Raw genomic sequence first — 22,272 nt, forward strand, 5'->3', positions numbered from 1 at the left:
GGCGCGCCGCCCCGAGGCCGGCGCGCGGACCCCTGTACCGCGCGCCTGGCTGCCTCGGCCGTTGCCACGCGGGGGATCAGCCCTGGACAGCCGCCGGGTCCATCCACATGACCTCCCAGGTGTGGCCGTCCGGGTCGTCGAAGGCGCGGCCGTACATGAAGCCGTGGTCCTGCGTCTCGCCGGTCGCCGTGCCGCCCGCCGCGAGCGCGCCGTCGACCAGCTCGTCGACCTTCTCGCGGCTCTCCGCGCTCAGACACAGCAGCACCTCGCTGGTCTTCGTCGAGTCCGCGATCTGCTTCTTCGTGAAGTCCGCGTAGCGCTGCTTGCTCAGCATCATCGCGATGATCGTGTCGCTGATCACCACGCAGGCACAGTCGTCCGTCGTGAACTGCGGGTTGATCGAGTAGCCGAGCTCCGTGAAGAACTTCTTCGAGGTGTCGACGTCGGTCACGGGCAGGTTCACGAAGATCATCTGCTGGTACATGAAGGGTCTCCCGTCGGTGATGTGCCGTTCGGAGGGATAGACCGGGGGCCGGTGCCGAACTCATCGCTCGGCGCGGACCTTTTCCGTATCTCTCTCGTACGGGGTTCAGCGGATCGATTCGTCGGAGGATCAGCGGCCCAGGGGGAGCGCGGCCAGCTCGGCGACCGCCCAGGTCAGCGGGGCGAACAGGGAGAGCAGCGCGCCGACGCGCAGGGCCGCGGCGCCGCGGAGCAACGCGCTGGGCGCGCCGAGCCGCAGCAGCGCCGCCGTGGTGTCCGCGCGCGCCTGCTTCGCCTCGACGGCGGCGGTCGCCAGGGTCAGCAGCGTGCACCCGGCGACCAGCAGGGCGCCGAGGGTGGTCAGCGGGCCGAAGTCGGGGCGGGCGCCCGTGTACAGCGTCGCCATGGCGTACCCGCCCGACGCCACCGCGCACACCACGCCCAGCGGCTGCCCGATGCGCCGCGACTCCGCCTGCAGCACCCGCCCGGCGAGCAGCCGCAGCGCACCCGGCCGTACGGCCTGCAACAGCTGCCCGCACAGATACGTGATCGCCGGCCCCGCCAGCGCCAGGCCGACCGCCGTCAGCACCCAGCCGACCAGCACCCCGGCCGGACCGCCCACGAAACCGCCGGGCAGTTCGAGCCCGGGGGCCGCCGCGGCCGAACGGCTCGCGTACGTCTCCACGGCGAGGCCCGCGGCGAGCGAGGCCGCGCCCCAGGGGAGGCCGCCCGGGGTGGACTCGGGGGGCGGGAGCCGGCGGGGGTCCAGCTCGGGGGTGGGTTCGCCGGAGTGAGCGGACTCGTGGAGCGACGCGGATCCGTCGTACGGGGCCGGGAGACCGGAGTGATCGTGATCGGCCGCGTCGGCGCGGGCGCCGGAGCGCTCGCGCACGCCTCGGTTGGCGTCCTCGGAGGCGTACTCCTCCGCCGTCCAGTGGAAGTCGGGGCGGTCGTGGGCCGCCGTGTCCTCCTGGGACACGGGGAGGCCGTGCCCGGTGGGGGGACCCGCGTCCTCGATCCCCTCAGCCGCACCCGCCGTACCGGCCGTGGCAGCCGTGTCGACCACCGTGGACCTTCCACGACTGCCACCCGCGTGCCGCCCGCCCCGCCGGGTACCGCGTCCCGCCGCGTTGCCCAGCACGCTCTGCCGCGCCGCGATCCACGTACGGCCGTACGACCGTGTTCCTCCCTGTGGCTTTCCGCCGTGCGGGCGCAGGACGAGCGCCGCCGCCACCGAGGCCGCGACCGGCACCAGGGTCAGCAGGGTGAGGGCCGCGGGCAGCGGGAGGGGCTCGTCCGCGGCGAGGAACTCCGCCGCCGCGCCGTCGAAGGGCATACCCGTCAGGTCGCCGCGCAGATGGAGGAAGAAGAGCAGGGCGAGCAGGGAGCCCAGCGTGGTGGACAGGGCCGTGGTGACGGCGGCGACGGCCATCAGGCGGCCCGGGCCGAGGCCGATGGCGGAGAGGCCGGGGCGGGGGCGGGTGCCGGGGTCGGTGCGGGCGACCGCGACCGCGAAGTACACCGTGGCGGCGAGCGGGACGACGCACCAGGCGAGGCGCAGGACGCTGGCGGCCGAGGCGTCCGGATGCGCGATCGCGTACCCCAGCGTGCACAGCAGCAGGAACCCGGTGCCCGCCGAGGCGGCGGCGACCAGGAGCCGGCGGACCTGGACGAGGGGCTGCGCCCCGCGCGCTAGACGGAGAGCGAGCACGCGGCCCGGCCTTCCGCCTCGGCGACCGGGGGCAGGTGGACGGTGTTCACGCGCCGTCCGTCGAGCAGCGACACCGTGCGGTCGGCGAGCGCCGCGGTGTCCGCGTCGTGCGTGGCGAGGACGACCGTGATGCCGTGCGAGCGGGCCGCCGTGGTGAGCGTACGCAGCACATGGGCGCGGTCGGCGCGGTGCAGCGGGGCGGTGGGCTCGTCGGCGAAGAGCACGGTGGGGGCGGGGACCAGCGCGCGGGCGATGGCGACGCGCTGCCGCTCGGCCTGGAGCAGGGCGTGCGGGCGCTTACGGGCGCAGCCGCCGATGTCGAGGCGCTCCAGCCACTCCAGGGCGGTGGTCTTGGCGGTCCGGCGTCCGCAGCCGCGCAGCATCAGCGGCAGCGCCGCGTTCTCCCAGGCGTTCAGCTCGGGGAGCAGCACCGGGGCCGGGTCGATCCAGCCGAACCGGTCACGGCGCAGCCGTTCGCGGGTGAGCGGGCCCATGGTGTGCACGGGCGCGCTGTTGAACCAGACCTCGCCCTGCTGGGGCAGCAGCTGGCCCGACAGGCACCGCAGGAGAGTCGTCTTGCCGCTGCCGCGCGGGCCGCCGACGGCCAGGATCTCGCCCTCGCGGATGCCGAGCGAGACACCGCTGAGCGCGGGCGAGCCGTTGTGCTTGACGTGCAGGGCGCGTGCCCAGAGCACGTCGTTGTCCGGCGGGGCCACCATCGCGTACACCTCGTTCAGATCTGATTCACCGAGCCAAGTCCCCCAGACGGGGGAACGAAGGCAGGGCCGATCGGTCACTGGGCACGCTAGGTATTCGGCGGCGGGAGGCCGGACAGCACGCGGCCCCGGGCCGCCGTTTCTCACTCGAACGGACGGCACCGGGGCCGATGTTGATCAGTTGATCAGTTGCGCGGCGTTTACAGCTTCGTCCACGCCTCCGTCAGCACCTGACGGATGATCCCCTCGATCTCGTCGAAGGTCGACTGGTCGGAGATCAGCGGCGGCGACAGCTGGATGACCGGGTCACCGCGGTCGTCGGCGCGGCAGTAGAGGCCGTACTCGAAGAGCTTCTTGGAGACGAAGCCGTAGAGCACGCGCTCCGACTCCTCGTCCGTGAAGGTCTCCTTGGTGGCCTTGTCCTTCACCAGCTCGATGCCGTAGAAGAAGCCGTTGCCGCGGACGTCGCCGACGATCGGCAGGTCGTGCAGCTTCTGCAGGGTCTGCAGGAAGTTCGCCTCGTTGTCCAGCACGTGCTGGTTGAGGCCCTCGCGCTCGAAGATGTCGAGGTTGGTGAGCGCCACGGCCGCGGAGACCGGGTGCCCGCCGAAGGTGTAGCCGTGCAGGAAGGTGTTGTCGCCCTTGTAGAACGGCTCGGCGATGCGGTCCGAGACGATGGTGGCACCGATCGGGGAGTAGCCCGAGGTCATGCCCTTGGCGCAGGTGATGATGTCCGGGATGTAGTCGAACTTGTCACAGGCGAACATCGTGCCGAGGCGGCCGAAGGCGCAGATGACCTCGTCGGAGACGAGCAGCACGTTGTACTGGTCGCAGATCTCGCGCACGCGCTGGAAGTAGCCGGGCGGCGGCGGGAAGCAGCCACCGGCGTTCTGCACCGGCTCCAGGAACACGGCAGCGACGGTCTCGGGGCCCTCGAAGAGGATCTCCTGCTCGATCTGGTCGGCGGCCCAGCGGCCGAAGGCCTCGGGGTCGTCGCCGTGGATCGGGGCGCGGTAGATGTTGGTGTTCGGAACCTTGTGCGCGCCCGGGACGAGCGGCTCGAAGGGGGCCTTCAGACCCGGCAGGCCGGTGATGGACAGGGCGCCCTGCGGGGTGCCGTGGTAGGCGACCGCGCGCGAGATGACCTTGTACTTCGTGTGGTTGCCGGTGAGCTTGTGGTACTGCTTCGCCAGCTTCCACGCGGTCTCGACGGCCTCGCCGCCGCCCGTGGAGTAGAACACCTTGTTCAGGTCGCCCGGCGCATAGTGCGCGAGGCGCTCGGCGAGCTCGACGGCCTTGGGGTGGGCGTAGGACCAGATCGGGAAGAAGGCCAGCTCCTGCGCCTGCTTGAAGGCGGTCTCGGCCAGCTCCACGCGGCCGTGGCCGGCCTGGACCACGAACAGGCCCGCAAGACCGTCGAGGTAGCGCTTGCCCTTGTCGTCGTAGATGTAGGTGCCCTCACCACGGACGATGGTGGGAACGGGCGCGTTCTCGTACGAGGACATGCGGGTGAAGTGCATCCACAGGTGGTCGTACGCGGTCTTGCTGAGGTCCTTGGTGCTCACGGCTATCGGGTTCCCCACATGTAGGTCTGCTTCTTGAGCTTCAGGTAGACGAAGCTCTCGGTGGAGCGCACGCCGGGCAGAGCCCGGATGCGTTTGTTGATGACGTCCAGCAGGTGGTCGTCGTCCTCGCAGACGACTTCTACGAGGAGGTCGAACGAGCCCGCGGTCATCACCACGTACTCGACTTCCGACATGGCAGTCAGTGCTTCGGCCACCGGGTCGAGGTCGCCCTCGACATTGATGCCTACCATCGCCTGCCTGCGGAATCCCACGGTGAGCGGGTCCGTGACGGCGACGATCTGCATCACGCCCTGATCGAGCAGCTTCTGGACGCGCTGGCGCACGGCAGCCTCGGAAAGGCCGACGGCCTTGCCAATAGCGGCGTACGGGCGGCGCCCGTCCTGCTGGAGCTGCTCGATGATGGCGAGGGAGACGGCGTCCAGCTGGGGACTGCCGTTCCTGGACTCGCGGGAGTCCCTGGGGTCTGCGCTTCGACTGGCCACGAGCTCACTGTGCACGACGTCTCGACAGTTCCGCAAGGCCGTAGCGATGAAATTCGTTGTTTACGGGTACGTGTCTTGCGGATTTCGCAGTTCTGGGGCGACCAGGGGTGTTGAAAACGTGGAGGCACGGATTAGGGTGGGACCCTCAGGCATCTCAGGTAGTGGACACCTGATTCGTTGGACATCCGACAGGAGGGCCGGGCAGTGAGCACCGAGCTGCGTCGTCTGCGCAATTACATCGACGGAGAGTTCCGCGATGCCGCCGATGGACGGACCACGGAGGTGGTCAACCCCGCGACCGGCGAGGCGTACGCGACCGCGCCGCTCTCCGGACAGGCGGACGTCGACGCCGCGATGGCGGCCGCCGCCGAGGCCTTCCCGGCCTGGCGCGACCAGACCCCGTCCGAGCGCCAGAAGGCCCTGCTGAAGATCGCGGACGCGTTCGAGGAGCGGGCCGAGGAGCTCATCGCGGCCGAGGTGGAGAACACCGGCAAGCCGATCGGGCTGACCCGGTCCGAGGAAATCCCGCCGATGGTGGACCAGATCCGCTTCTTCGCGGGCGCCGCCCGCATGCTCGAGGGCCGCTCGGCCGGCGAGTACATGGAGGGCATGACCTCGATCATCCGCCGCGAGCCGATCGGCGTCTGTGCCCAGGTCGCGCCGTGGAACTACCCGATGATGATGGCCGTATGGAAGTTCGCCCCGGCGCTCGCCGCGGGCAACACGGTCGTCCTGAAGCCGTCGGACACCACCCCGGCCTCCACCGTCCTGATCGCCGACATCATCGGCGGCATCCTCCCCAAGGGCGTCTTCAACGTCATCACCGGCGACCGCGACACCGGCCGTCTGATGGTCGAGCACCCGACCCCGGCGATGGCCTCCATCACCGGCTCCGTCCGCGCGGGCATCTCGGTCGCCGAGTCGGCGTCCAAGGACGTCAAGCGCGTCCACCTGGAGCTGGGCGGCAAGGCGCCGGTCGTCGTCTTCGAGGACACCGACATCGCCAAGGCCGTCGAGGACATCTCGGTCGCGGGCTTCTTCAACGCCGGCCAGGACTGCACGGCCGCCACCCGCGTCCTCGTCCAGGAGTCCATCCACGACGAGTTCGTCGCCGCGCTGGCCAAGGCCGCCGCCGAGACGAAGACGGGCCAGCCGGACGACGAGGACGTCCTGTACGGGCCCCTCAACAACCCGAACCAGCTCAAGCAGGTCGCCGGCTTCATCGAGCGGCTGCCCGCCCACGCGAAGGTCGAGTCCGGTGGCCACCAGGTCGGCGAGAAGGGCTACTTCTACGCCCCGACCGTCGTCTCGGGCCTCAAGCAGGACGACGAGATCATCCAGAACGAGGTCTTCGGCCCGGTCATCACCGTCCAGTCCTTCTCGGACGAGGCCCAGGCCATCGAGTGGGCCAACGGCGTCGACTACGCCCTCGCCTCCTCGGTCTGGACGAAGGACCACGGCCGCGCGATGCGCCTGTCGAAGTCCCTCGACTTCGGCTGCGTGTGGATCAACACCCACATCCCGCTGGTCGCCGAGATGCCGCACGGCGGCTTCAAGAAGTCCGGCTACGGCAAGGACCTGTCGGCGTACGGCTTCGAGGACTACACGCGCATCAAGCACGTGATGACGTCCCTGGACAGCTGATCACCGCATGAACCGCGCGGCCCCGGACGGGAGTTGATCCCGTCCGGGGCCGCGGTGTTCCCCCTCCGCGGTGGTTCAGACGTTCTCGACGGTCATCCCTTCGACGGCGGACCGCGCGTGGACGCCGAGCTCAACTCCGCGCCCGTGCTCGGGGATCCACAGCTGATCGAGCGGCTGGTGGTCAACCTCGCGGACAGCGCCGTGCGGCACAACCACCGTGAGAGGGAGGGGAGTTGGGTCAGTCTGTGGACCGGGACGGACCGAGGGCGGCCCGTCCTGCGGATCGCCAACAGCGGTCGCGTCATCCCGTCCGATCAGGTGGCCGGGCTCTTCCAGCCGTTCCGCCGCCTGGGCGCCGAACGCGTCCGGGGGCGGGGGCGCGACGGTCTGGGCCTGGGCCTGTCCATCGTCGCAGCGGTCGCCGCCGCGCACGGCGGTTCGGTCGCGGCCCGGCCACGCCCCGAAGGAGGACTGAGCGTGACGGTCACCCTGCCGGCGACAGGGACGCGGGCCGACCGGGACGCACCGGCCGCCAGGGCGCCCCGTACGACCTGACCAGCCCTTCGGCCAACTGATCGACAGGGTGTCGGGTCGTGCGGCCACCGCTCGACGCAGCGTCCATTGTCCGTCCAGGGCGGGGCGCGGGATGCTGCCCGCGTGCCAGTGAATCGGAAGACCTCGTCCATGTCCCGCCGGTCCCTGCTGCACGCCCTCGGCGGTGGTGCCGCGCTCGGCGCCCTGGCGGGATGCGGGGTGCCCGCCGCGTATGTGTCCCCCGGCGACCGGGCCGGGGCCGACCTCTCCGCCGGCGACAAGCGGCTGACGTGGGCGAACTGGCCGTTGTACATCGACACCGACGACAACGACCCCTCGAAGCGGCCCACGCTGGAGGCCTTCGAGAAGCGCACCGGGATCTCCGTCGACTACGTCGAGGAGATCAACGACAACGACGAGTTCTTCGGCAAGATCAGCCCGTCCCTGATGAACCATCAGCAGACGGGCCGCGATCTGATCGTCATCAGCGACTGGATGTGCGCACGCTTCGTGCGCCTCGGCTGGGTCCAGGAGATGGACCGCGCCAAGCAGCCGAACGTCACCAAGTACCTCGACCCGCTGCTCCGCTCACCCGCCTTCGACCCCGGCCGCAAGTCCAGCGTGCCGTGGCAGTCGGGGATCACCGGCATCGCGTACAACCGCCGCAAGGTCGGCCGCGAGATCAAGCACGTCTCCGACCTGTGGGCCGACGACCTCAAGGGCCGGGTCACCCTGCTCTCCGGCCTGGACGAGGCGTTCGCGCTGCTCATGCAGGGCAACGGCGTCGACGTCACCAAGTGGACCGCGGACGACTTCCACAAGATCTGCGACCAGGTCGAGCAGCACGTGCACAGCGGCCAGATCCGCCGCTTCACGGGCAACGACTACATCAAGGACCTCTCCAGTGGCGACGTCCTGGCCTGTCAGGCGTACTCCGGTGACGTGATCCAGCTCCAGGCCGACAACCCCGACATCCACTTCGTCGTCCCCGAGGAGGGCGCCGAACTGTGGGCCGAGTCGCTGATGATCCCCAACCTGGCCCGCCACAAGGCCAACGCGGAGAAGCTCATCGACTACTACTACGAGCCCGAGGTCGCCGCCGAGCTCGCCGCCTGGGTCAACTACGTCTGCCCCGTCCCCGCCGCCCAGGACATCCTCGCCTCCTCCAAGGACAAGGACACCGCCGCCCTCGCCGAGGACCCGCTGATCTTCCCCGACGCCGGGATGCGCAAGCGGCTGGCGATCGCGCGTGACATCACGTCCGGCGAGCGTACGGAGTTCGCCAAGCGGTGGAACGCGATCGCTGGGCTTTAGGGGGCTTCTGCCGACGGTGTGCGCACACGACCGCATCTCCGGCGGCCGTGCTCGCCCCGGGCTGCGGCTGACGCGAGGCGCTGGACTTCGACGGCTCCCGGTACGTGGGTCTCGTCGGCCGGATCCTGGACGGCCTGCCGACCACCGACATGGGCCCGAACCGGGAACTCGGCCTGGCCCACCGCGGCCTGACGAACGATCCGGCCCGTCTGTACATCGCCTGCCGCGAACACGGCGGCTCCATGTGGCTGCACCCCCATGTCGCCCCCGTCCCGCACGCGTACCGGGTCGTCGATCCGCAGACCGGTGAGACCGTCGCCGAGGGCCGCTGGGAGGACGGCAAGCCCTTGATCCCGGACCCGGGCGGCGCCCCTCGCGTCCACATCTGCTTCGAAGGCTGAGCGGCCGGGGTGAGCAAAGGGTTTCCCGTCAGGATTGACGACCTGGTGACCGTGCGCCTGGCCGACGGTGCCGTCGTCGACGGAGACCTGTGTCCCTCCACCGGCACCGAGACCCACCGCTGTCTGTACCTCGCGTGACCGGGCGGTCGGTCCGGCTGCGGAAACAGCGCATCCATCCGGCTCAGGCCACCGGAAACCGGCTCAGGTCGATTCGCGGACGACGAGGCGGCACGGAACGGTGTGCAGGCCCGGCTCCGGCTCGGAGCCGATGGCGTCCAGCAGTCGCAGGGCGGCCTGACGGCCGATCTCGGAGAGATCCGTGTCGATCGTGGTGAGGGGCGGGCGGCAGGCCAGGGCCATGATGTCCCAGTTGTCGTAGCCCACGATCGCCACGCTGCCGGGGACGTCCAGCCCCTTCTCGCGCAGCGCGTCGGCGACGCCCCTGGCGATCTGGTCGTTGCCGCAGAAGAAGGCATCCGTGTCGGGCGCGGTCCGCAGGACCGCTTCGGCGGCGCGGCGGCCCCACGCCTCGCTCCACTCGCCGAAGTGGACCCGGCCGGTGGCGAGTTCCAGCGAGGAGCGTTCGAGCAACTCGACGGTGTGGCGGGCGCGGTCGCGGGCGGCGGCGTGGTGGGCCGGGCCGGTGACGTGTGCGATCCGGGTGCGGCCGGTCGCCAGCAGGTGCTCGATGGCCAACTGTGCTCCGCTTCGGTCGTCGGAGACCACGGAGATGTCGTCCGGGTCCGTGGACGGCGAGAGCGCGTAGACCGTCGGGATCGGTTCAATCCCCTTCAGGGGCGGCCGTGGGTCGGTGCGCCGGCCGGTCACGATGATGCCGTCCACCCGTCGGTCCATGAGGTTGCTCAGGTGGTGCTGTTCGCGGATGGCGTCACCGCGGGTGTCGCACAGCAGGACAGAGATCTTCCCGGCGCCGAGCGCGTCCTCGGCGCCGAGCAGGACGGGAGTGCTGAAGCGGCCGATGCCGTCGGTCGTCATCAGCCCGACGGTCCAGCTGCGGCCGGTGTGCAGGCTCTGCGCGTGCTGGTTGGGGCGGAAGTCGAGCGCCTCCACGGCGGTCAGGACCCGCTGCCGTGTCTCGGGCCGCATCCTGCCGCTGCCGTTCAGCGCTTTCGAGGCCGTCCCGACACTGACGCCGGCCAGCTTGGCAACGTCGGCGAGCTTTGCCCGCCCGGTCGGGGGAGAACCTGGAACGGCGGTCACGCGCAATCCTTTTCCTGGATGACATCGGCGACATACATCCTGACACCGTTCGCGACTGCTGGCCAGCCCTGACGGCGGCCCCCAAAATACTCGTGCGCACCCCTTGACTCACGCTCTGCGTCTTTCTACGTTTCCAAACAGAAAAACGTTTGCTCAAGCGGGTCCGAGAGGCGAAGCACCGCCTGTCCGAATCCTGGGACGCCGCGCCCTCCAGATGCGCCGGACCCTCGATCCGCTTTCCCCTCTAACTCTCCGGAGAGCCATGCCCCGCCCACGTTCCGTCGTGCCCTCTTCCACGTCCTCGGCCTCGTCCGAGCAGGGAGGCACCCCCATGGGCCCGGTCCGTCAGGGCCCGGGTGCCAAGGCCGAGCTCGCCCCTGCCACCGTCGAGGTGCGTGGCGGTTTCTGGGAAACCCGCCGTGAGGTGAACGCGCGTACCTCGATCCCGCAGGGCCCCGGGTTGCTGGAGTCGGCGGGGAATCTGCGGAACCTGGGGGTGGCGGCGGGGACGGCCGAGGGTGAGTTCCAGGGCGCGTACCCGTTCGTGGACTCGGACGTCTACAAATGGCTGGAGGCCGCGTCCTGGCAACTCGCCCAGCAGGCGCCTGAGGGGGACAGTCCGCTCGCGGCCGACGTGGAGCGCATCGTCTCCCTCGTCGCCGGCGCACAGCAGCCCGACGGATACCTCAACACCTGGTTCCAGCTGCTCAAGGGCGGCGAGCGCTACCGGGACCTGCGCTGGGGCCACGAGCTGTACTGCGCGGGCCATCTCATCCAGGCCGCCGTCGCCCACCACCGGGCCACCGGACGCGGCGAACTCCTCGACGTGGCCGTGAAGTTCGCCGACCACATCGACTCGGTCTTCGGCCTGCCCGGAAGCGGCAAGCCCATCGACGGCGTCGACGGCCACCCCGAGGTCGAGACCGCCCTGGTCGAGCTGTACCGGGAGACCGGTGAGCGCCGCTACCTGGACCTCGCCGGCTACTTCGTCGACCGCTTCGGCCACGGCCTGCTGGGCGGTGAGGCGTACTGCCAGGACCGCGTACCGCTGCGCGAGGCGACCAACGTCGAGGGCCACGCCGTACGCCAGCTGTACCTGCTGGCCGCTGCCACCGACCTGGCGACCGAGACCGGCGAGGCCGAACTCCGTGCGACCGCAGAGCGACTGTGGGCGGCGATGACCACCACCAAGACCCACATCACCGGAGGCCTCGGCGCCCACCACGACGAGGAGGACTTCGGCGATCCGTACGAGCTGCCGAACGAGCGCGCCTACTGCGAGACCTGCGCCGCCATCGCCTCGATCCAGTGGAGCTGGCGCATGGCCCTGCTCACCGGCGGGGCCCGCTACTCCGACCTGATCGAGCGCACCCTGTTCAACGGCTTCCTGGCAGGGGTGTCGCTGGACGGCGAGCGCTGGCTTTACGTCAACCCGCTCCAGGTCCGCGACGGCCACACCGACCCCGGCGGCGACCAGTCCGCTCGCCGCACCCGCTGGTTCCGCTGCGCCTGCTGCCCGCCGAACGCGATGCGGCTGCTGGCCTCCCTGGAGCACTACCTCGCCTCGAGCGACACCGGCGGCCTGCAGATCCACCAGTACGTCACCGGGCGCTACACCGGCGATCTCGGCGGGACCCCGGTCGTGGTGAGCGCCGAGACCGACTACCCCTGGCACGGCACGATCGCCCTCACGGTCGAGGAGACCCCGGCCGACCGGCCCTGGACTCTCTCGCTGCGCATCCCGCAGTGGTGCGGCGCGTACCGGATCCGCTCCGGGGACACGGTGTACGACCAGACCGACGCGCCCGTCAGCGACGGCTGGCTGCGGCTGGAGCGCACCTGGATGCCCGGCGACCGGGTCGTCCTCGAACTCGCGCTGGAACCCCGTCTCACCGCCGCGGATCCGCGCGTGGACGCCGTACGCGGCTGTGTGGCGATCGAGCGCGGACCGCTCGTGTACTGCCTGGAAGAAGTCGACCACCCCGGCGGCGGCCTGGACGACATGGTGCTCGACACCACCCGCCCGCTCGCCGTGAAGCACCGCCCCGACCTGCTCGGCGGCGTCACCACCGTCGTGGCCGCAGGGCACCGCCGGCACATCGCCGACGCGGGCTGGTGGCCGTACCGGACCGCCGGCACCGCCGACGCCCCACCGGCTGACGCGCCCCTCGAACTGACCGCGATCCCCTACTACGCGTGGGCCAACCGCCAGGACGGCAGCATGCGCGTCTGGCTTCCCACTTCCTGAGCCCCCTCATCCCCCTCATCCCTCTCCTCTCCTCTCCCTTCTCTCCTACCGCTCCCCATGAGCCGCCCAAGACAACGAGGTCACCCGTGAGAAGCTCCCGCCGCACCCTGATCGCCGCCATCGCCGCTGTCGGCGCGCTCACCTCCGTCGCCGCCTGTGGCGGCGGTCCGACTCCTCCGCCTCCGGGTCCGGCGACGCCGGCGGGACGTACACCTTCTGGGACCCGTACCCGCAGTTCGACGCATCCTCGGCGTGGGGCAAGCTCGTCACCAAGTGCGGCAGCGACGCCGGGGTCAAGATCAAGCGCACCGGCATGGACACCTCGGACCTCGGCAACAAGGCGCTGCTCGCTGCGCAGCAGGGCAACACGCCCGACGTGATGCTCGTGGACAACCCGGTCGTGTCCACGCTGGTGGAGGCGGGGATCCTCAACAAGACGAGCGACCTCGGCCTGGACACGAAGTCGATCCAGCAGAACATCCTCGGCGCGGGCACCATCGACGGCGCCTCCTACGGTGTGCCGATCGGCGCCAACACGCTCGCTCTCTACTACAACAAGAAGGTCCTCTCCGCCGCGGGCGTCGACCCGGCCTCGATCAAGGACTGGAACTCGCTGACGGCTGCCCTGAAGAAGGTGAAGGGCGCCGGCAAGAAGGGCATCACGTTCTCCGCGATCAACACGGAAGAGGGCAGCTTCCAGTTCCTGCCCTGGTTCTGGGGCGCCGGTGGTGACCTGACCAAGCTCAACTCGGCGAAGGGCGTGGCCGCGCTGACCCTGTGGAAGCAGTGGGTCGACGCCGGGTACGCGCCCAAGGACGTCCTGCAGAACACCCAGACCACCAGCTGGCAGGAGTTCGCCACCGGCGACTACGCGTTCAGCGAGAACGGCACCTGGCAGCTCGGCAACGCGGCGAAGGCCGGATTCGAGTACGGCGTCATCAGCATCCCGGGGCAGAGCGGCGGGTCGGCACCGGTACCGACCGGCGGCGAGTTCGTCACCGTCCCGGTGCAGAAGGACACCGCGCGCTACGACGTCACCAAGAAGATCGTCACCTGTCTGACCAGCTCAGCGAACCTGCTGTCCACGGACACGACGCTGGCGTACGTGGCCCCGACCGAGGCGGTGCAGGCCCAGCAGGTCAAGGCGAACCCCGAGCTCAAGCCGTGGGTCGACGCGGTGGCCGCGGCCCGCGGCCGCACCAGCGGGGGACTGGGCACCAAGTACCCGACCATCTCCCAGCCCATGTGGACCGCCGTCCAGGGTGCCCTGTCCGGCAGCAAGAGCCCGCAGGCCGCCCTGGATACCGCGCAGACGGCCGCGGGCAAGAACTGAGACGCCCGACGCGCTCGCGGCACGCGCCTGGGCCCTGTCTCCGGCACCCGCACGTCACCCGCAACCGCCCGGACACCGTCACCGCCCCGGGCAGGCCACCCCCATCCAGGAGTTCGCATGACCACCGCCCGCGTCGACCGCCGCTCACAGCGGTCCCCGGCCAGGTCCGGGGCGACCGGCACCGTCGACCGGACGGACGCCCCGGCTCTCCGGCGCCGCCAGCGCCGGAAGAGCCGGCTGACCGCTCTGGCGTTCCTCGCTCCCCTGGCCGTCTACCTCGCCGCGTTCTACGCCTATCCCCTCTACCGCAACCTCGACCTGAGCCTGCGCGACTACACCGTCCGCTCGTTCGTGGCGGGGGACGCGCCGTTCTCCGGGCTGGACAACTTCAGGACCGTCTTCGACGATCCCACGTTCGGCCCGGCACTGCGCCACACCATGATCTTCACCTTCGTGTCGATCGCGTTCCAGTACGTTGCCGGGCTCGCCCTCGCGGTCTTCTTCAACCGCCACTTCCGGCTGGCCGGCACCCTCAGGGCGCTGTTCCTGATCCCGTGGCTGCTGCCGCTGATCGTGTCGGCGTCGACCTGGTCGTGGATGTTCAACAGTGAGTCCGGCGTCCTCAACTACGCCCTCCACCTGGTCGGTGTGGCTCCGGTCGACTGGCTCACCTCGCCCGACTGGGCGCTGACCTCGGTGATCATCGCGAACGTCTGGATCGGCATACCGTTCAACCTGGTCATCCTCTACAGCGGACTGCAGAACATCCCCGGCGAGCTGTACGAGGCCGCGTCGCTGGACGGGGCGAGCGCCTGGCAGCAGTTCCGGCGGATCACCTTCCCGCTGCTGCGCCCGGTCTCGGCGATCACGCTGCTGCTCGGGCTCGTCTACACCCTCAAGGTGTTCGACCTGATCTGGATCATGACCAAGGGCGGCCCCGGCGACTCCTCGTCCACCCTGGCGACCTGGTCCTACCAACTCGGGTTCGGCACCCTGCTGCCGAAGTTCGGCCCCGGGGCCGCCGTCGGCAACATCCTCATCCTCATCGCCCTCGCCTTCGGGCTGCTGTACATCCGCGTCCAGAGGAGGCAGCAAGCATGACCGCCGCCCACAGCCCCGCCCGGCGCTCGCGCCTCTACACCGTCGTCGGCGTCCTGCTCACCGCCGTCATGCTGTTCCCGGTGTACTGGATGCTCAACGTGTCCCTCACCCCGCAGCAGGACATGCGCAAAAGCCCGCCCGACCTGCTGCCCCTGCATCCCACCTTCGAGGGCTACCGCGCCGTTCTGAACGACCAGATGCCCTACCTCGGCACCAGCCTGCTCATCGGGCTCGGCACGGTCGTCCTCACCCTCGTCCTCGCCGCTCCGGCCGGCTTCGCGCTGGCCAAACTGCGGCCCCGCGGCGGCGGCCTCCTCGGCCTCGTCCTGCTGGTCGCCCAGATGATCCCCGGCATCGTCATGGCGATGGGCTTCTACGGCATCTTCCTGGACCTCGGCCTGCTCAACTCCTGGTGGGGCCTGATCATCGCCGACTCCACCATTGCCGTGCCGTTCGGCGTCATGATCTTCACCGCGTTCATGTCGGGCATCCCCGGCGAGCTGATCGCCGCCTCCCGCATCGACGGCGCCGGCACCTTCCGCACCTTCTGGTCGATCGTCCTGCCGGTCAGCCGCAACGCGCTCGTCACCGTCTCGCTCTTCAGCTTCCTGTGGGCCTGGTCCGACTTCGTCTTCGCCAACACCCTTGACGGCGGCGGCGACTGGCGCCCCATCACCCTCGGTATCTACCACTACATCGGCAACAACAACCAGGAATGGAACGCGATCATGGCCACCGCCGTCGTCGCGTCCCTGCCTGCGGCGGTCCTCCTCGTCCTCGCCCAGCGCTACGTGGCCGCGGGCGTCACCGCGGGCGCGGTCAAAGACTGATCCACGATGCCCGCCGCCCCCGGCCCACCGGCCGGGCGGGGCCGAGCTCCGCCCTGCCCGTCACGAGAGTCCGAGTCCCCGCGCAACCGGTCGGCCCGCTCCGCGCCCCCCACCCCACACGTGTCACCGCCAGTCCCCATCCCACCCCTCAGGAGAGCCGCTGATGTCATACCTGAGCCCCCGTCACCGTTACAGAGTCCCTCTCGGCCGCGCCACCGCCGCCGCCGTGGCCACGGCCCTGGCCGCCACCGCCGTCGTCCTTACGGGCGCATCCGCCGAGGCCGCCCCCACGTCGTCGACCACGCTGGTCGTCAACGCCGCGCAGAACCTGCGGTCCGTCACCCACGTCGGCACGGGAAGCCTCTACGGTCTGGCCGGCGCGAGCACCCCCTCCGACAGCCTCGTACAGCCCCTGAAGCCCAACACCTTCATCCAGATGGCGCCGGGCGGCAGCCAGCTCCCCAACGGCGAGCCCGCTCCGGCGGGCGACTCCCTCGTGGTCGCCTCCAAGGCCGCGGCCGCGGGCGCCAAGGTCGTCGTACGGATGCCGGACTGGTATCCGAACTTCCCCTACAAGTGGGTGAGCTGGAGCGACTGGCTGTCGGCAGTCGACAAGCAGGTCGCTTCCGTGCAGTCCTCCAGTGCCACGAACATCGGCGCGTACGCGCTGTGGAACGAGCCCGACTGGACCTGGGACACCACCAACGCGGGCGCATTCAACACGGGTTGGGCGCGCACCTTCAAGGAGGTGCGTACCAAGGACACCACGACGCCGATCCAGGGGCCGAGTTACTCGGCGTGGAACCAGTCCTGGATGAGCTCGTTCCTCACCGACGCCAAGGCGAGCGGCACGGTCCCGGACGTCATCGCCTGGCACGAACTCCAGGGCAGCGCAGACATCGCCGCTCACGTCGCCGCCTATCGCGCTCTGGAAACCAGCCTCGGCATCAGCCCGCGCCCGATCGACATCGAGGAGTACGGCACCCCCGACGAGATGGGCAACTCCGGAGCCCTCATCGGCTATGCCGCCAAGTTCGAGCGGACCGGGGTGCGCGACGCCGAACTCGCCTTCTGGAACCACTATGGCACCCTCGGCGACACCCTGACCGACACCGGCGGCTCGCCCAACGGCTCGTACTGGACGTACAAGTGGTACGGCGACATGTCCGGCAACATGGTCGTCACCACACCTCCCGCACAGACCGGCATCGACGGCCTCGCCTCCCGCAACGGCGCGGGCAACCAGATCAGCGTCGTCGCCGGCGGCTGCACCGGCTCCTGCGCCATCACGGTCAACGGCCTGAGCTCCCTGTCGGCCTTCGGCAGCACGGTCCACGTCAAGCTGGAGTACTCCCCGAACACCGGCCGCACCACCGCCTCTTCCGGCCCGATCACCATCTCCGACACCGACTACACCGTCAGCGGCGGCTCCATCACCGTGCCCGTCACGATGAACGCCTCCGACGGCTACCACTTGGTCGTCACCCCCAGCGGTACCTCGACGTCGCTGGCCGGGCGCTACCAGATCACCAACAAGAACAGCGGGCTCGCCCTCGACACCGTGAACGCGGGCACTGCTCAGGGCACCTCGGTCGTCCAGGCCACGTCCACCACCGGCACCGACCAGAACTGGACCCTGGTGGCCGCGGGATCGGGCCTGTACAAGATCGTCAACGAGAAGAGCGGATTGCTGCTCGGCATCAACAACATGAGCACCAGCAATGGCGGAACGGCCCTGATCTGGGGTGACAACGGCACCGCCGACCATCTCTGGCAGGCCATACCGGCCCGTGACGGCTACTACAAGATCGCCAACTACAACAGCGGTCTGCTGCTGGGCGTCGACAGCATGAGCACGTCGTCGGGCGCCCAGGCCCTGCAGTGGTCCGACAATGGCACCGCCGACCACCTCTGGAAACTCACCTCTCGCTGAGGCAACCACCAACGGCCCCGAGCCCGCCGTCCATGGCGGGCTCGGGGCCGCTGTCCTGCCTGGCGGCCGACGTCCGCATCTCGTCAGGCGTGTTCGGCGTCAACCAGCGCCTCCAGGCCCACGGCCGAATTCCTCCGGTCAGCCGCGCCGCGGAGTCACGGCCGTTGCGGCTCCGGCGGTGGCGAGCCTGACGTGGGGAGGCTGGATGCCCTCGGACTGATCAGCCCCGTCGAGTCCACCGTGCCGTTCCAGGGCGATGTGCGGCAGTGGGTCGACCAGCTCGTCTCGCTCGTGCGCGACTACGGGATGAACGGTTTCGTCTACTGGCCCGACGCCGACCATCTGCGCCGGCTGACCCTGTTCGCGCTGGAGGTCGTGCCCGGGGTGCGGGCTGCGCTGGGCGGGTGAAGGGAGGGGGTGCGGGCGGGAGCGACTCGTCGTGATGGCCTATCAGACCGGTCTCGCGCACTCGTCGCCGTCCGCCCACCGACGGCGGACGAGGTGAACACGCAGGGGGCATGGACATCCCTGTCCATGCCCCTTGTCCATGCCCCTACGCAGGCCGGCTTACGGCGCGTCGACCACCGTGCCCGTCAGTGCCGGGTGGCCGGGAAGCGGCTCGGCGTTGTCGTCGGTCAGCGCGAGGCGTACCGACTCGGCCGGCTCGGCCAGCTGGTCCTTCACCGTCGGCACGGTGAAGTCGGCGGTGGTGGCCCCGGCCGGGATGTTCGTCCACACCCACAGGTTCGCCTGGGAGAGCGCGCGCTCAGGGTCGGGGCCGTCACCGGAGTAGTCCATCAGCCACTGCGGGTCCACGTCCTTGGTGGACAGCTCGGCGCCCTCGGTGACCGGAAGCACCTGGACCGGCTGACTGATCTCCACGTCGGCGGGCTCGGAGAGGGAGATCCGCCACGCCAGCGTCCCTCCCTCGGTCACCCGGTCCGTGACCGGCGTCACGGTGATCGAGGGCTCGGGGTCGTCGTTCACCGCGGTGACCCCACCCTGGTAGGAGCCGATGACGGCGCCGCGCACGGCCTTCGCGAGGAGGTCCTGCTGCTTGTCGTAGCCGTAGCGCGTGTTGCCCTTCACCACGACCGGTACGTCGATGGGGTTGCTGCCGGGCCGCACGGTGACCAGCTTGTCCTTGGCCTGTCCGGTGTCCGGGTCGAGGACGGAGAAGCGGACCTTGCCGCTGCCGTGCCCGGAGACCTGGACCGGGATGTGGTAGGTGCGGGTGCCCGAGTTGCCCTCCTTGACGGTGAGCCGGCCGATGTCGACGCGCGGCAGCGCCGCCGCCCTGACCGCCGGGGTACCGGGGGCCCAGCCCCAGGCGTCCATCAGCCAGGCCTTTCCGGACCCTGAACGCGGGGTCAGTTCAAGGGACTTGACGTGCCTCAGGTCGAGGCCGGCGCGGATGGCCGCGGTCAGCGGGACGCGCAGTTCGCGCGCCCAGTAGGAGGCGGTGCGCTCGGTGCCCGGCAGCCCGTCGATCCGGACCTGGCCGAGCTTGGCCCGGCGGCCGGAGGTGTCGGTGACGGCCACGTCCAGCTTGGTGCCGGTCGTGTTCGGCGGCACGAACACGCGCAGCGCGAGGCTCTTGGCGCCGGAGAGGGACACCGGAGCGGCGGGGCGGACCTTGGTCGCCGTGCCCGGCGCCGACCACTTCAGCGCGACCGCGCTGCGGCCGGCCTCCTTCTCGGTCTGCCACCACGCGAAGTGCGGCGACGATCCCTTGGTGCCGGGGCCCAGGCAGGCCACGGCCGGGTCGGGGTCGATCGCCGAGCAGAGCCTGCCGCCGGTCACCTTCACCGGTCCGTCGTCGGGCACGAACCCGGCCGTACGGTGGGCGCCGACCGCGTGGGTCAGCACCCGGGCCGGGTCGGCCGAGGGAGCGCGCCGGGCCGAGCCGTCCAGCAGCGGACGTACCCGGTCGTCACCACCGACGAACAGCCGGGCCGCGGCGGCGATGTAGGTGGCGCCCGCCTGGTGCTGCTGGTCGGCGGTCAGCCGGGTACGGGTGCCCGTGGAGCACACCGGGTCGGGCTGCTGTTCCGGGTCGTCCCAGAAGTCGTCGGAGGAGGGGGCCTTGGACTTGCCCGGCGTCCACTCGGTGTTGAAGAAGTTGTGGTTGGCGCCGACCACGTAGACGGCGCTGTGCAGGGCGGTGCCCCGGCTGATCCCGCGCGTCCCGTCGACGTACACCTCGCCCTGGAGGTCGGAGACGTCACCGTCACAGCCCGGGAGGATCGTCGTGGACGGCACGTCGGCGACCGGATTCTGGCCGAAGATCGTCGGTCCGATGAGGACGGTCCCGCGGATCTTCCAGCGCACCGGGCCCCGGTAACCGTCCTGCGCGGCGGGCGGCGGGTAGAGGCTGTCCATGGCGGCCCGGTTGACGCCCTCGCCGCCACGCGAGTGGCCGACGAGCAGGACGCGGGACAGGTCGGCCTTCGCCGCGTCGGGCACGGCCGCCGGGGCGGTGCCCGGGTGGGCGGCCCAGCCGGCCCACTGGGCGAGGTGCTGCCGCACCAGCGAGGAGCGCGCCTGCGCACCGCCGTCCTCGGCGTCCCCGTCCTGGCCGTTGATGCCGTTCGCGGAGATCGACACCGTCACATAGCCCTGGGAGGCCAGCAGTTTCTGGTCCTTCAGGTAGCCCTTGTAGCTCGGGATCGACTTCTTGCCGGCCGGGCAGGGCCATTGCCCGGTCACGTCGTCCTCGGACCCGCCCGGCTTGAAGCAGGTGGTGTGGCGGCCGTGCAGGAACAGCGCGAGCGGCCGCTTGCCGGTGGCGCCGGTGGGCGCGACCACGACGGCCCGCATCTCGACCGGCTGGGCGAAGCCGGGCAGCTTCACCGGGTCGAGGTCGTACTCGCCGGTGGCCGTGCGGTACGAGCCCGGCTTGCCCGGGTCCACGGAGTTCGCCGGGAGTTGGGCCGGGGGCTGTGCGGCCGCCAGGGAGTTCTTCCGCCCCTCGCCGGTGTTGTTGTCGGCGGGCGCGTCCAACCGGCGCCCGCCCGCGAGGACTTGAAGTTCCTTGAGCGGGGTGGCTTCGTTGAGGGCGAGCCGGAACGTACGGCCGTCCTTGGATGCCTTCGGCGCGCCGAGCAGCCGGCCGTCCGCGTGGAACTCGACACGGGCGTCGCCCATGGGCACGGCCCTGTCCGACCGCCAGACCAGCTCACGCGCGACGCCCTCCCCGGTGACGCGCCATCCCGGCGGCAGCACGCTGTCGGCGTTCGCCGTCAACGGCTGTGTCTGGGATGGCTGTTGGGCCTGGGCCAGTCCCGGTGAACCCGCCAGGGCCGCGAGCACGGCCAGGGCGGTGACACCTATTCGCCGGGTACGGTTCAAGGGTCCCCCTCCTCACACTTCGAGCGCGGGCGCCCCGTCGGTACCGGGAGCCCCTCACGCCTCGAAGGAAGGGAAACGCGACCTATGGGTTGCCTGTGCCGGGGGAGTTGGCCCGCGCAGGGCCGGAATCAGGTCACCGCCGGCTGACCGCGCGGGGCCCCTTCCTGCGCGCGAGGCATCGACTTCCGGCGGCTTTGCCATCTCTTTACAACCCGCTCGGCCGCTCCCTCGTCTCTCCGCTCGATCCATCACCCAGCCCGCCGGGTCACCGCGCGGGCGGACCGACGAAAGAGAGCGATTCATGCGCCGAACTGTCCTCAGCGCCATGGCACTTGCGTGCACCGCCGCGCTGGCGAGCACAGTGCCCGCGTACGCCGACGGGGCGACCCCGAGCCCGGCCGCCACGAGCCGTCCGACCTCCACCACCGCCCCGTCTCCGGTCCCGAGCGCCACCACCGACCCGTCCGCGGTCCCGTCCGAGGCCCCGAGCGCGGTCCCGAGCGCCGCACCGACCCGGGCCCCCGGGAGCCAGGTCTCCGTCGTGCCGAGCGGAGCGCCCGACACCGGTGTGGCGTCGACGGCGACGCGGTCCGGAGCCGATGGCGCACTGATCGGCGGGGGTGCCGCCGCGGCGTTCGCCGTCGGCGGTGCGGCGGTGTTTCTCGTACGTCGTCGCCGGGCGACCGGGGAATGACCTCGCCCTCCAGGCGTGCCTTCGTCGCCGCGGCGACGGCCGCGCTGGCCTCGTCGCTGGTGGGTTGCGGCGGCCACGCGGCCGGCCCGGCCGGTACCGCACGTTCCGGGAGCACGCCTGCGCCTTCGCGGTCCTCCGCCAAGGCGGCGCATGCGCTCGGGCGTTCGGTCCCGGTCAGGCTGCGGATCCCGGCGATCGGGGTCGACACCCCGGTCATCCAGCTGGGGCTGGCCTCGGACGGCAGCGTGCAGGTTCCCCCGATCACGGCGCACGACCGTGCGGGCTGGTACCGGCACTCGCCGACGCCGGGCCAGACCGGCCCGTCGGTGATCCTCGCCCATGTCACGGTCGGCGCCTACGGGGACGGGGTCTTCCGTCACCTCGCGCGGCTGCGCAAGGGCGACCGGATCATGACGCGCCTGGAGAACGGCACGACGGCGGAGTTCGCCGTCAACGCCGTACGGACGGTCGCCAAGGCGGACTTCCCGGTGGACGCGGTCTACGGGAACGTGGACCGTCCGGAGCTGCGTCTCATCACCTGCGGCGGCCCCCGTACCGGTGACGGCTACCTCGACAACGTGATCGTCTTCGCCGCGCTCAGCTCCGCGAGCCCCTGACCCACCCTCAGGATCCCGGGGATCCCGGGCCGATGGAACGTACGCCGACGGCCCGGGATCTTCCCCCACGAGT

18 protein-coding genes and 2 pseudogenes are annotated in these 22,272 nt (G+C 70.6%); 13 read left to right on the forward strand and 7 right to left on the reverse strand.

Features of this window, described 5'->3' with window-relative positions; translation table 11 throughout:
* Nucleotides 1-76 precede the first annotated feature (76 nt).
* From AB5J50_RS35740 to AB5J50_RS35760, 5 genes are all read right to left on the reverse strand, one after another.
* Entirely contained in the window at nucleotides 77-484 is a 408-nt protein-coding gene (locus AB5J50_RS35740) for a VOC family protein (protein WP_369262616.1), read from the reverse strand.
* Between the two features lie 129 nt (nucleotides 485-613).
* Nucleotides 614-2,194 carry a hypothetical protein gene (locus tag AB5J50_RS35745; RefSeq protein ID WP_369262618.1) on the reverse strand — a complete coding sequence of 527 codons (1,581 nt, stop codon included), beginning with the start codon at nucleotides 2,192-2,194 and terminating at the stop codon, nucleotides 614-616.
* Complete coding sequence (locus tag AB5J50_RS35750) at nucleotides 2,176-2,913, reverse strand: ATP-binding cassette domain-containing protein (RefSeq protein WP_327432055.1); 738 nt, start codon at nucleotides 2,911-2,913, stop codon at nucleotides 2,176-2,178. Before AB5J50_RS35750 ends, AB5J50_RS35745 begins: the two co-directional genes overlap by 19 nt.
* Before the next feature lie 197 nt (nucleotides 2,914-3,110).
* Nucleotides 3,111-4,493 (reverse strand): aspartate aminotransferase family protein, encoded by a 1,383-nt coding sequence (locus AB5J50_RS35755; RefSeq protein WP_369262620.1) that lies wholly within the window; start codon nucleotides 4,491-4,493, stop codon nucleotides 3,111-3,113.
* On the reverse strand, nucleotides 4,478-4,993 hold the full coding sequence (locus AB5J50_RS35760) for an Lrp/AsnC family transcriptional regulator (protein WP_327432057.1): 516 nt from the start codon (nucleotides 4,991-4,993) through the stop codon (nucleotides 4,478-4,480). Before AB5J50_RS35760 ends, AB5J50_RS35755 begins: the two co-directional genes overlap by 16 nt.
* 189 nt (nucleotides 4,994-5,182) lie before the next feature.
* Between AB5J50_RS35760 and AB5J50_RS35765 the strand changes: the two genes are divergently transcribed.
* The 5 genes and pseudogenes from AB5J50_RS35765 to araD all read left to right on the forward strand — a co-directional run.
* Nucleotides 5,183-6,622, forward strand: a complete 1,440-nt coding sequence (locus AB5J50_RS35765; protein WP_369262621.1) for a gamma-aminobutyraldehyde dehydrogenase — start codon at nucleotides 5,183-5,185, stop codon at nucleotides 6,620-6,622.
* A gap of 117 nt (nucleotides 6,623-6,739) precedes the next feature.
* Nucleotides 6,740-7,177, forward strand: coding sequence for an ATP-binding protein (locus tag AB5J50_RS35770; RefSeq protein ID WP_369262622.1), 438 nt, complete (start codon nucleotides 6,740-6,742; stop codon nucleotides 7,175-7,177).
* 102 nt (nucleotides 7,178-7,279) lie between these two features.
* Entirely contained in the window at nucleotides 7,280-8,470 is a 1,191-nt protein-coding gene (locus AB5J50_RS35775) for a PotD/PotF family extracellular solute-binding protein (RefSeq protein ID WP_369262624.1), read from the forward strand.
* A 104-nt stretch (nucleotides 8,471-8,574) separates the two neighbouring features.
* Nucleotides 8,575-8,871 (forward strand): hypothetical protein, encoded by a 297-nt coding sequence (locus AB5J50_RS35780; protein ID WP_369262625.1) that lies wholly within the window; start codon nucleotides 8,575-8,577, stop codon nucleotides 8,869-8,871.
* Between the two features lie 36 nt (nucleotides 8,872-8,907).
* Nucleotides 8,908-9,006: pseudogene (araD, locus tag AB5J50_RS35785) on the forward strand (L-ribulose-5-phosphate 4-epimerase); the annotation flags it as partial.
* Nucleotides 9,007-9,072: 66 nt separating this feature from the next.
* Here the strand turns inward: araD and AB5J50_RS35790 are convergent.
* Complete coding sequence (locus tag AB5J50_RS35790; protein WP_369262627.1) at nucleotides 9,073-10,092, reverse strand: LacI family DNA-binding transcriptional regulator; 1,020 nt, start codon at nucleotides 10,090-10,092, stop codon at nucleotides 9,073-9,075.
* A gap of 262 nt (nucleotides 10,093-10,354) precedes the next feature.
* Here AB5J50_RS35790 and AB5J50_RS35795 point away from each other — a divergent pair, with 262 nt between their 5' ends.
* From AB5J50_RS35795 to AB5J50_RS35820, 6 genes and pseudogenes are all read left to right on the forward strand, one after another.
* Nucleotides 10,355-12,340, forward strand: a complete 1,986-nt coding sequence (locus AB5J50_RS35795) for a glycoside hydrolase family 127 protein (protein ID WP_369262629.1) — start codon at nucleotides 10,355-10,357, stop codon at nucleotides 12,338-12,340.
* A gap of 86 nt (nucleotides 12,341-12,426) precedes the next feature.
* Nucleotides 12,427-13,673: pseudogene (locus tag AB5J50_RS35800) on the forward strand (extracellular solute-binding protein).
* A gap of 117 nt (nucleotides 13,674-13,790) precedes the next feature.
* Complete coding sequence (locus AB5J50_RS35805; RefSeq protein WP_369262631.1) at nucleotides 13,791-14,774, forward strand: carbohydrate ABC transporter permease; 984 nt, start codon at nucleotides 13,791-13,793, stop codon at nucleotides 14,772-14,774.
* On the forward strand, nucleotides 14,771-15,604 hold the full coding sequence (locus AB5J50_RS35810; RefSeq protein ID WP_369262633.1) for a carbohydrate ABC transporter permease: 834 nt from the start codon (nucleotides 14,771-14,773) through the stop codon (nucleotides 15,602-15,604). Before AB5J50_RS35805 ends, AB5J50_RS35810 begins: the two co-directional genes overlap by 4 nt.
* A 163-nt stretch (nucleotides 15,605-15,767) precedes the next feature.
* A complete protein-coding gene (locus tag AB5J50_RS35815) occupies nucleotides 15,768-17,537 on the forward strand; it encodes an RICIN domain-containing protein (protein ID WP_369262634.1) in 1,770 nt (589 codons plus the stop codon).
* Nucleotides 17,538-17,729: 192 nt separating this feature from the next.
* Entirely contained in the window at nucleotides 17,730-17,945 is a 216-nt protein-coding gene (locus tag AB5J50_RS35820; RefSeq protein WP_369262636.1) for a hypothetical protein, read from the forward strand.
* 159 nt (nucleotides 17,946-18,104) lie between these two features.
* Here the strand turns inward: AB5J50_RS35820 and AB5J50_RS35825 are convergent, their stop codons facing one another.
* Nucleotides 18,105-20,888: a hypothetical protein gene (locus AB5J50_RS35825; RefSeq protein WP_369262638.1), complete on the reverse strand. Its 2,784-nt coding sequence runs from the start codon at nucleotides 20,886-20,888 to the stop codon at nucleotides 18,105-18,107.
* A gap of 301 nt (nucleotides 20,889-21,189) precedes the next feature.
* Here AB5J50_RS35825 and AB5J50_RS35830 point away from each other — a divergent pair, with 301 nt between their 5' ends.
* Together AB5J50_RS35830 and AB5J50_RS35835 are read left to right on the forward strand one after the other, a co-directional pair.
* Nucleotides 21,190-21,582: a sortase-dependent protein gene (locus AB5J50_RS35830; protein WP_369262639.1), complete on the forward strand. Its 393-nt coding sequence runs from the start codon at nucleotides 21,190-21,192 to the stop codon at nucleotides 21,580-21,582.
* On the forward strand, nucleotides 21,579-22,199 hold the full coding sequence (locus AB5J50_RS35835; protein ID WP_369262640.1) for a class F sortase: 621 nt from the start codon (nucleotides 21,579-21,581) through the stop codon (nucleotides 22,197-22,199). The genes AB5J50_RS35830 and AB5J50_RS35835 overlap by 4 nt, the downstream gene beginning before the upstream one ends.
* Nucleotides 22,200-22,272: the final 73 nt, after the last annotated feature.

This window comes from Streptomyces sp. R35 (assembly GCF_041053035.1).
GTDB classification, from domain to species: Bacteria; Actinomycetota; Actinomycetes; order Streptomycetales; family Streptomycetaceae; genus Streptomyces; species Streptomyces lutosisoli.

Coding starts and splice junctions, on each gene's coding strand:
- AB5J50_RS35740 (WP_369262616.1), bottom strand. CDS start 484: ATGTACCAGCAGATGATCTTCGTGAACCTGCCCGTGACCGACGTCGAC.
- AB5J50_RS35750 (WP_327432055.1), bottom strand. CDS start 2,913: ATGGTGGCCCCGCCGGACAACGACGTGCTCTGGGCACGCGCCCTGCAC.
- AB5J50_RS35795 (WP_369262629.1), top strand. CDS start 10,355: ATGCCCCGCCCACGTTCCGTCGTGCCCTCTTCCACGTCCTCGGCCTCG.
- AB5J50_RS35805 (WP_369262631.1), top strand. CDS start 13,791: ATGACCACCGCCCGCGTCGACCGCCGCTCACAGCGGTCCCCGGCCAGG.
- AB5J50_RS35810 (WP_369262633.1), top strand. CDS start 14,771: ATGACCGCCGCCCACAGCCCCGCCCGGCGCTCGCGCCTCTACACCGTC.
- AB5J50_RS35815 (WP_369262634.1), top strand. CDS start 15,768: ATGTCATACCTGAGCCCCCGTCACCGTTACAGAGTCCCTCTCGGCCGC.
- AB5J50_RS35830 (WP_369262639.1), top strand. CDS start 21,190: ATGCGCCGAACTGTCCTCAGCGCCATGGCACTTGCGTGCACCGCCGCG.
- AB5J50_RS35835 (WP_369262640.1), top strand. CDS start 21,579: ATGACCTCGCCCTCCAGGCGTGCCTTCGTCGCCGCGGCGACGGCCGCG.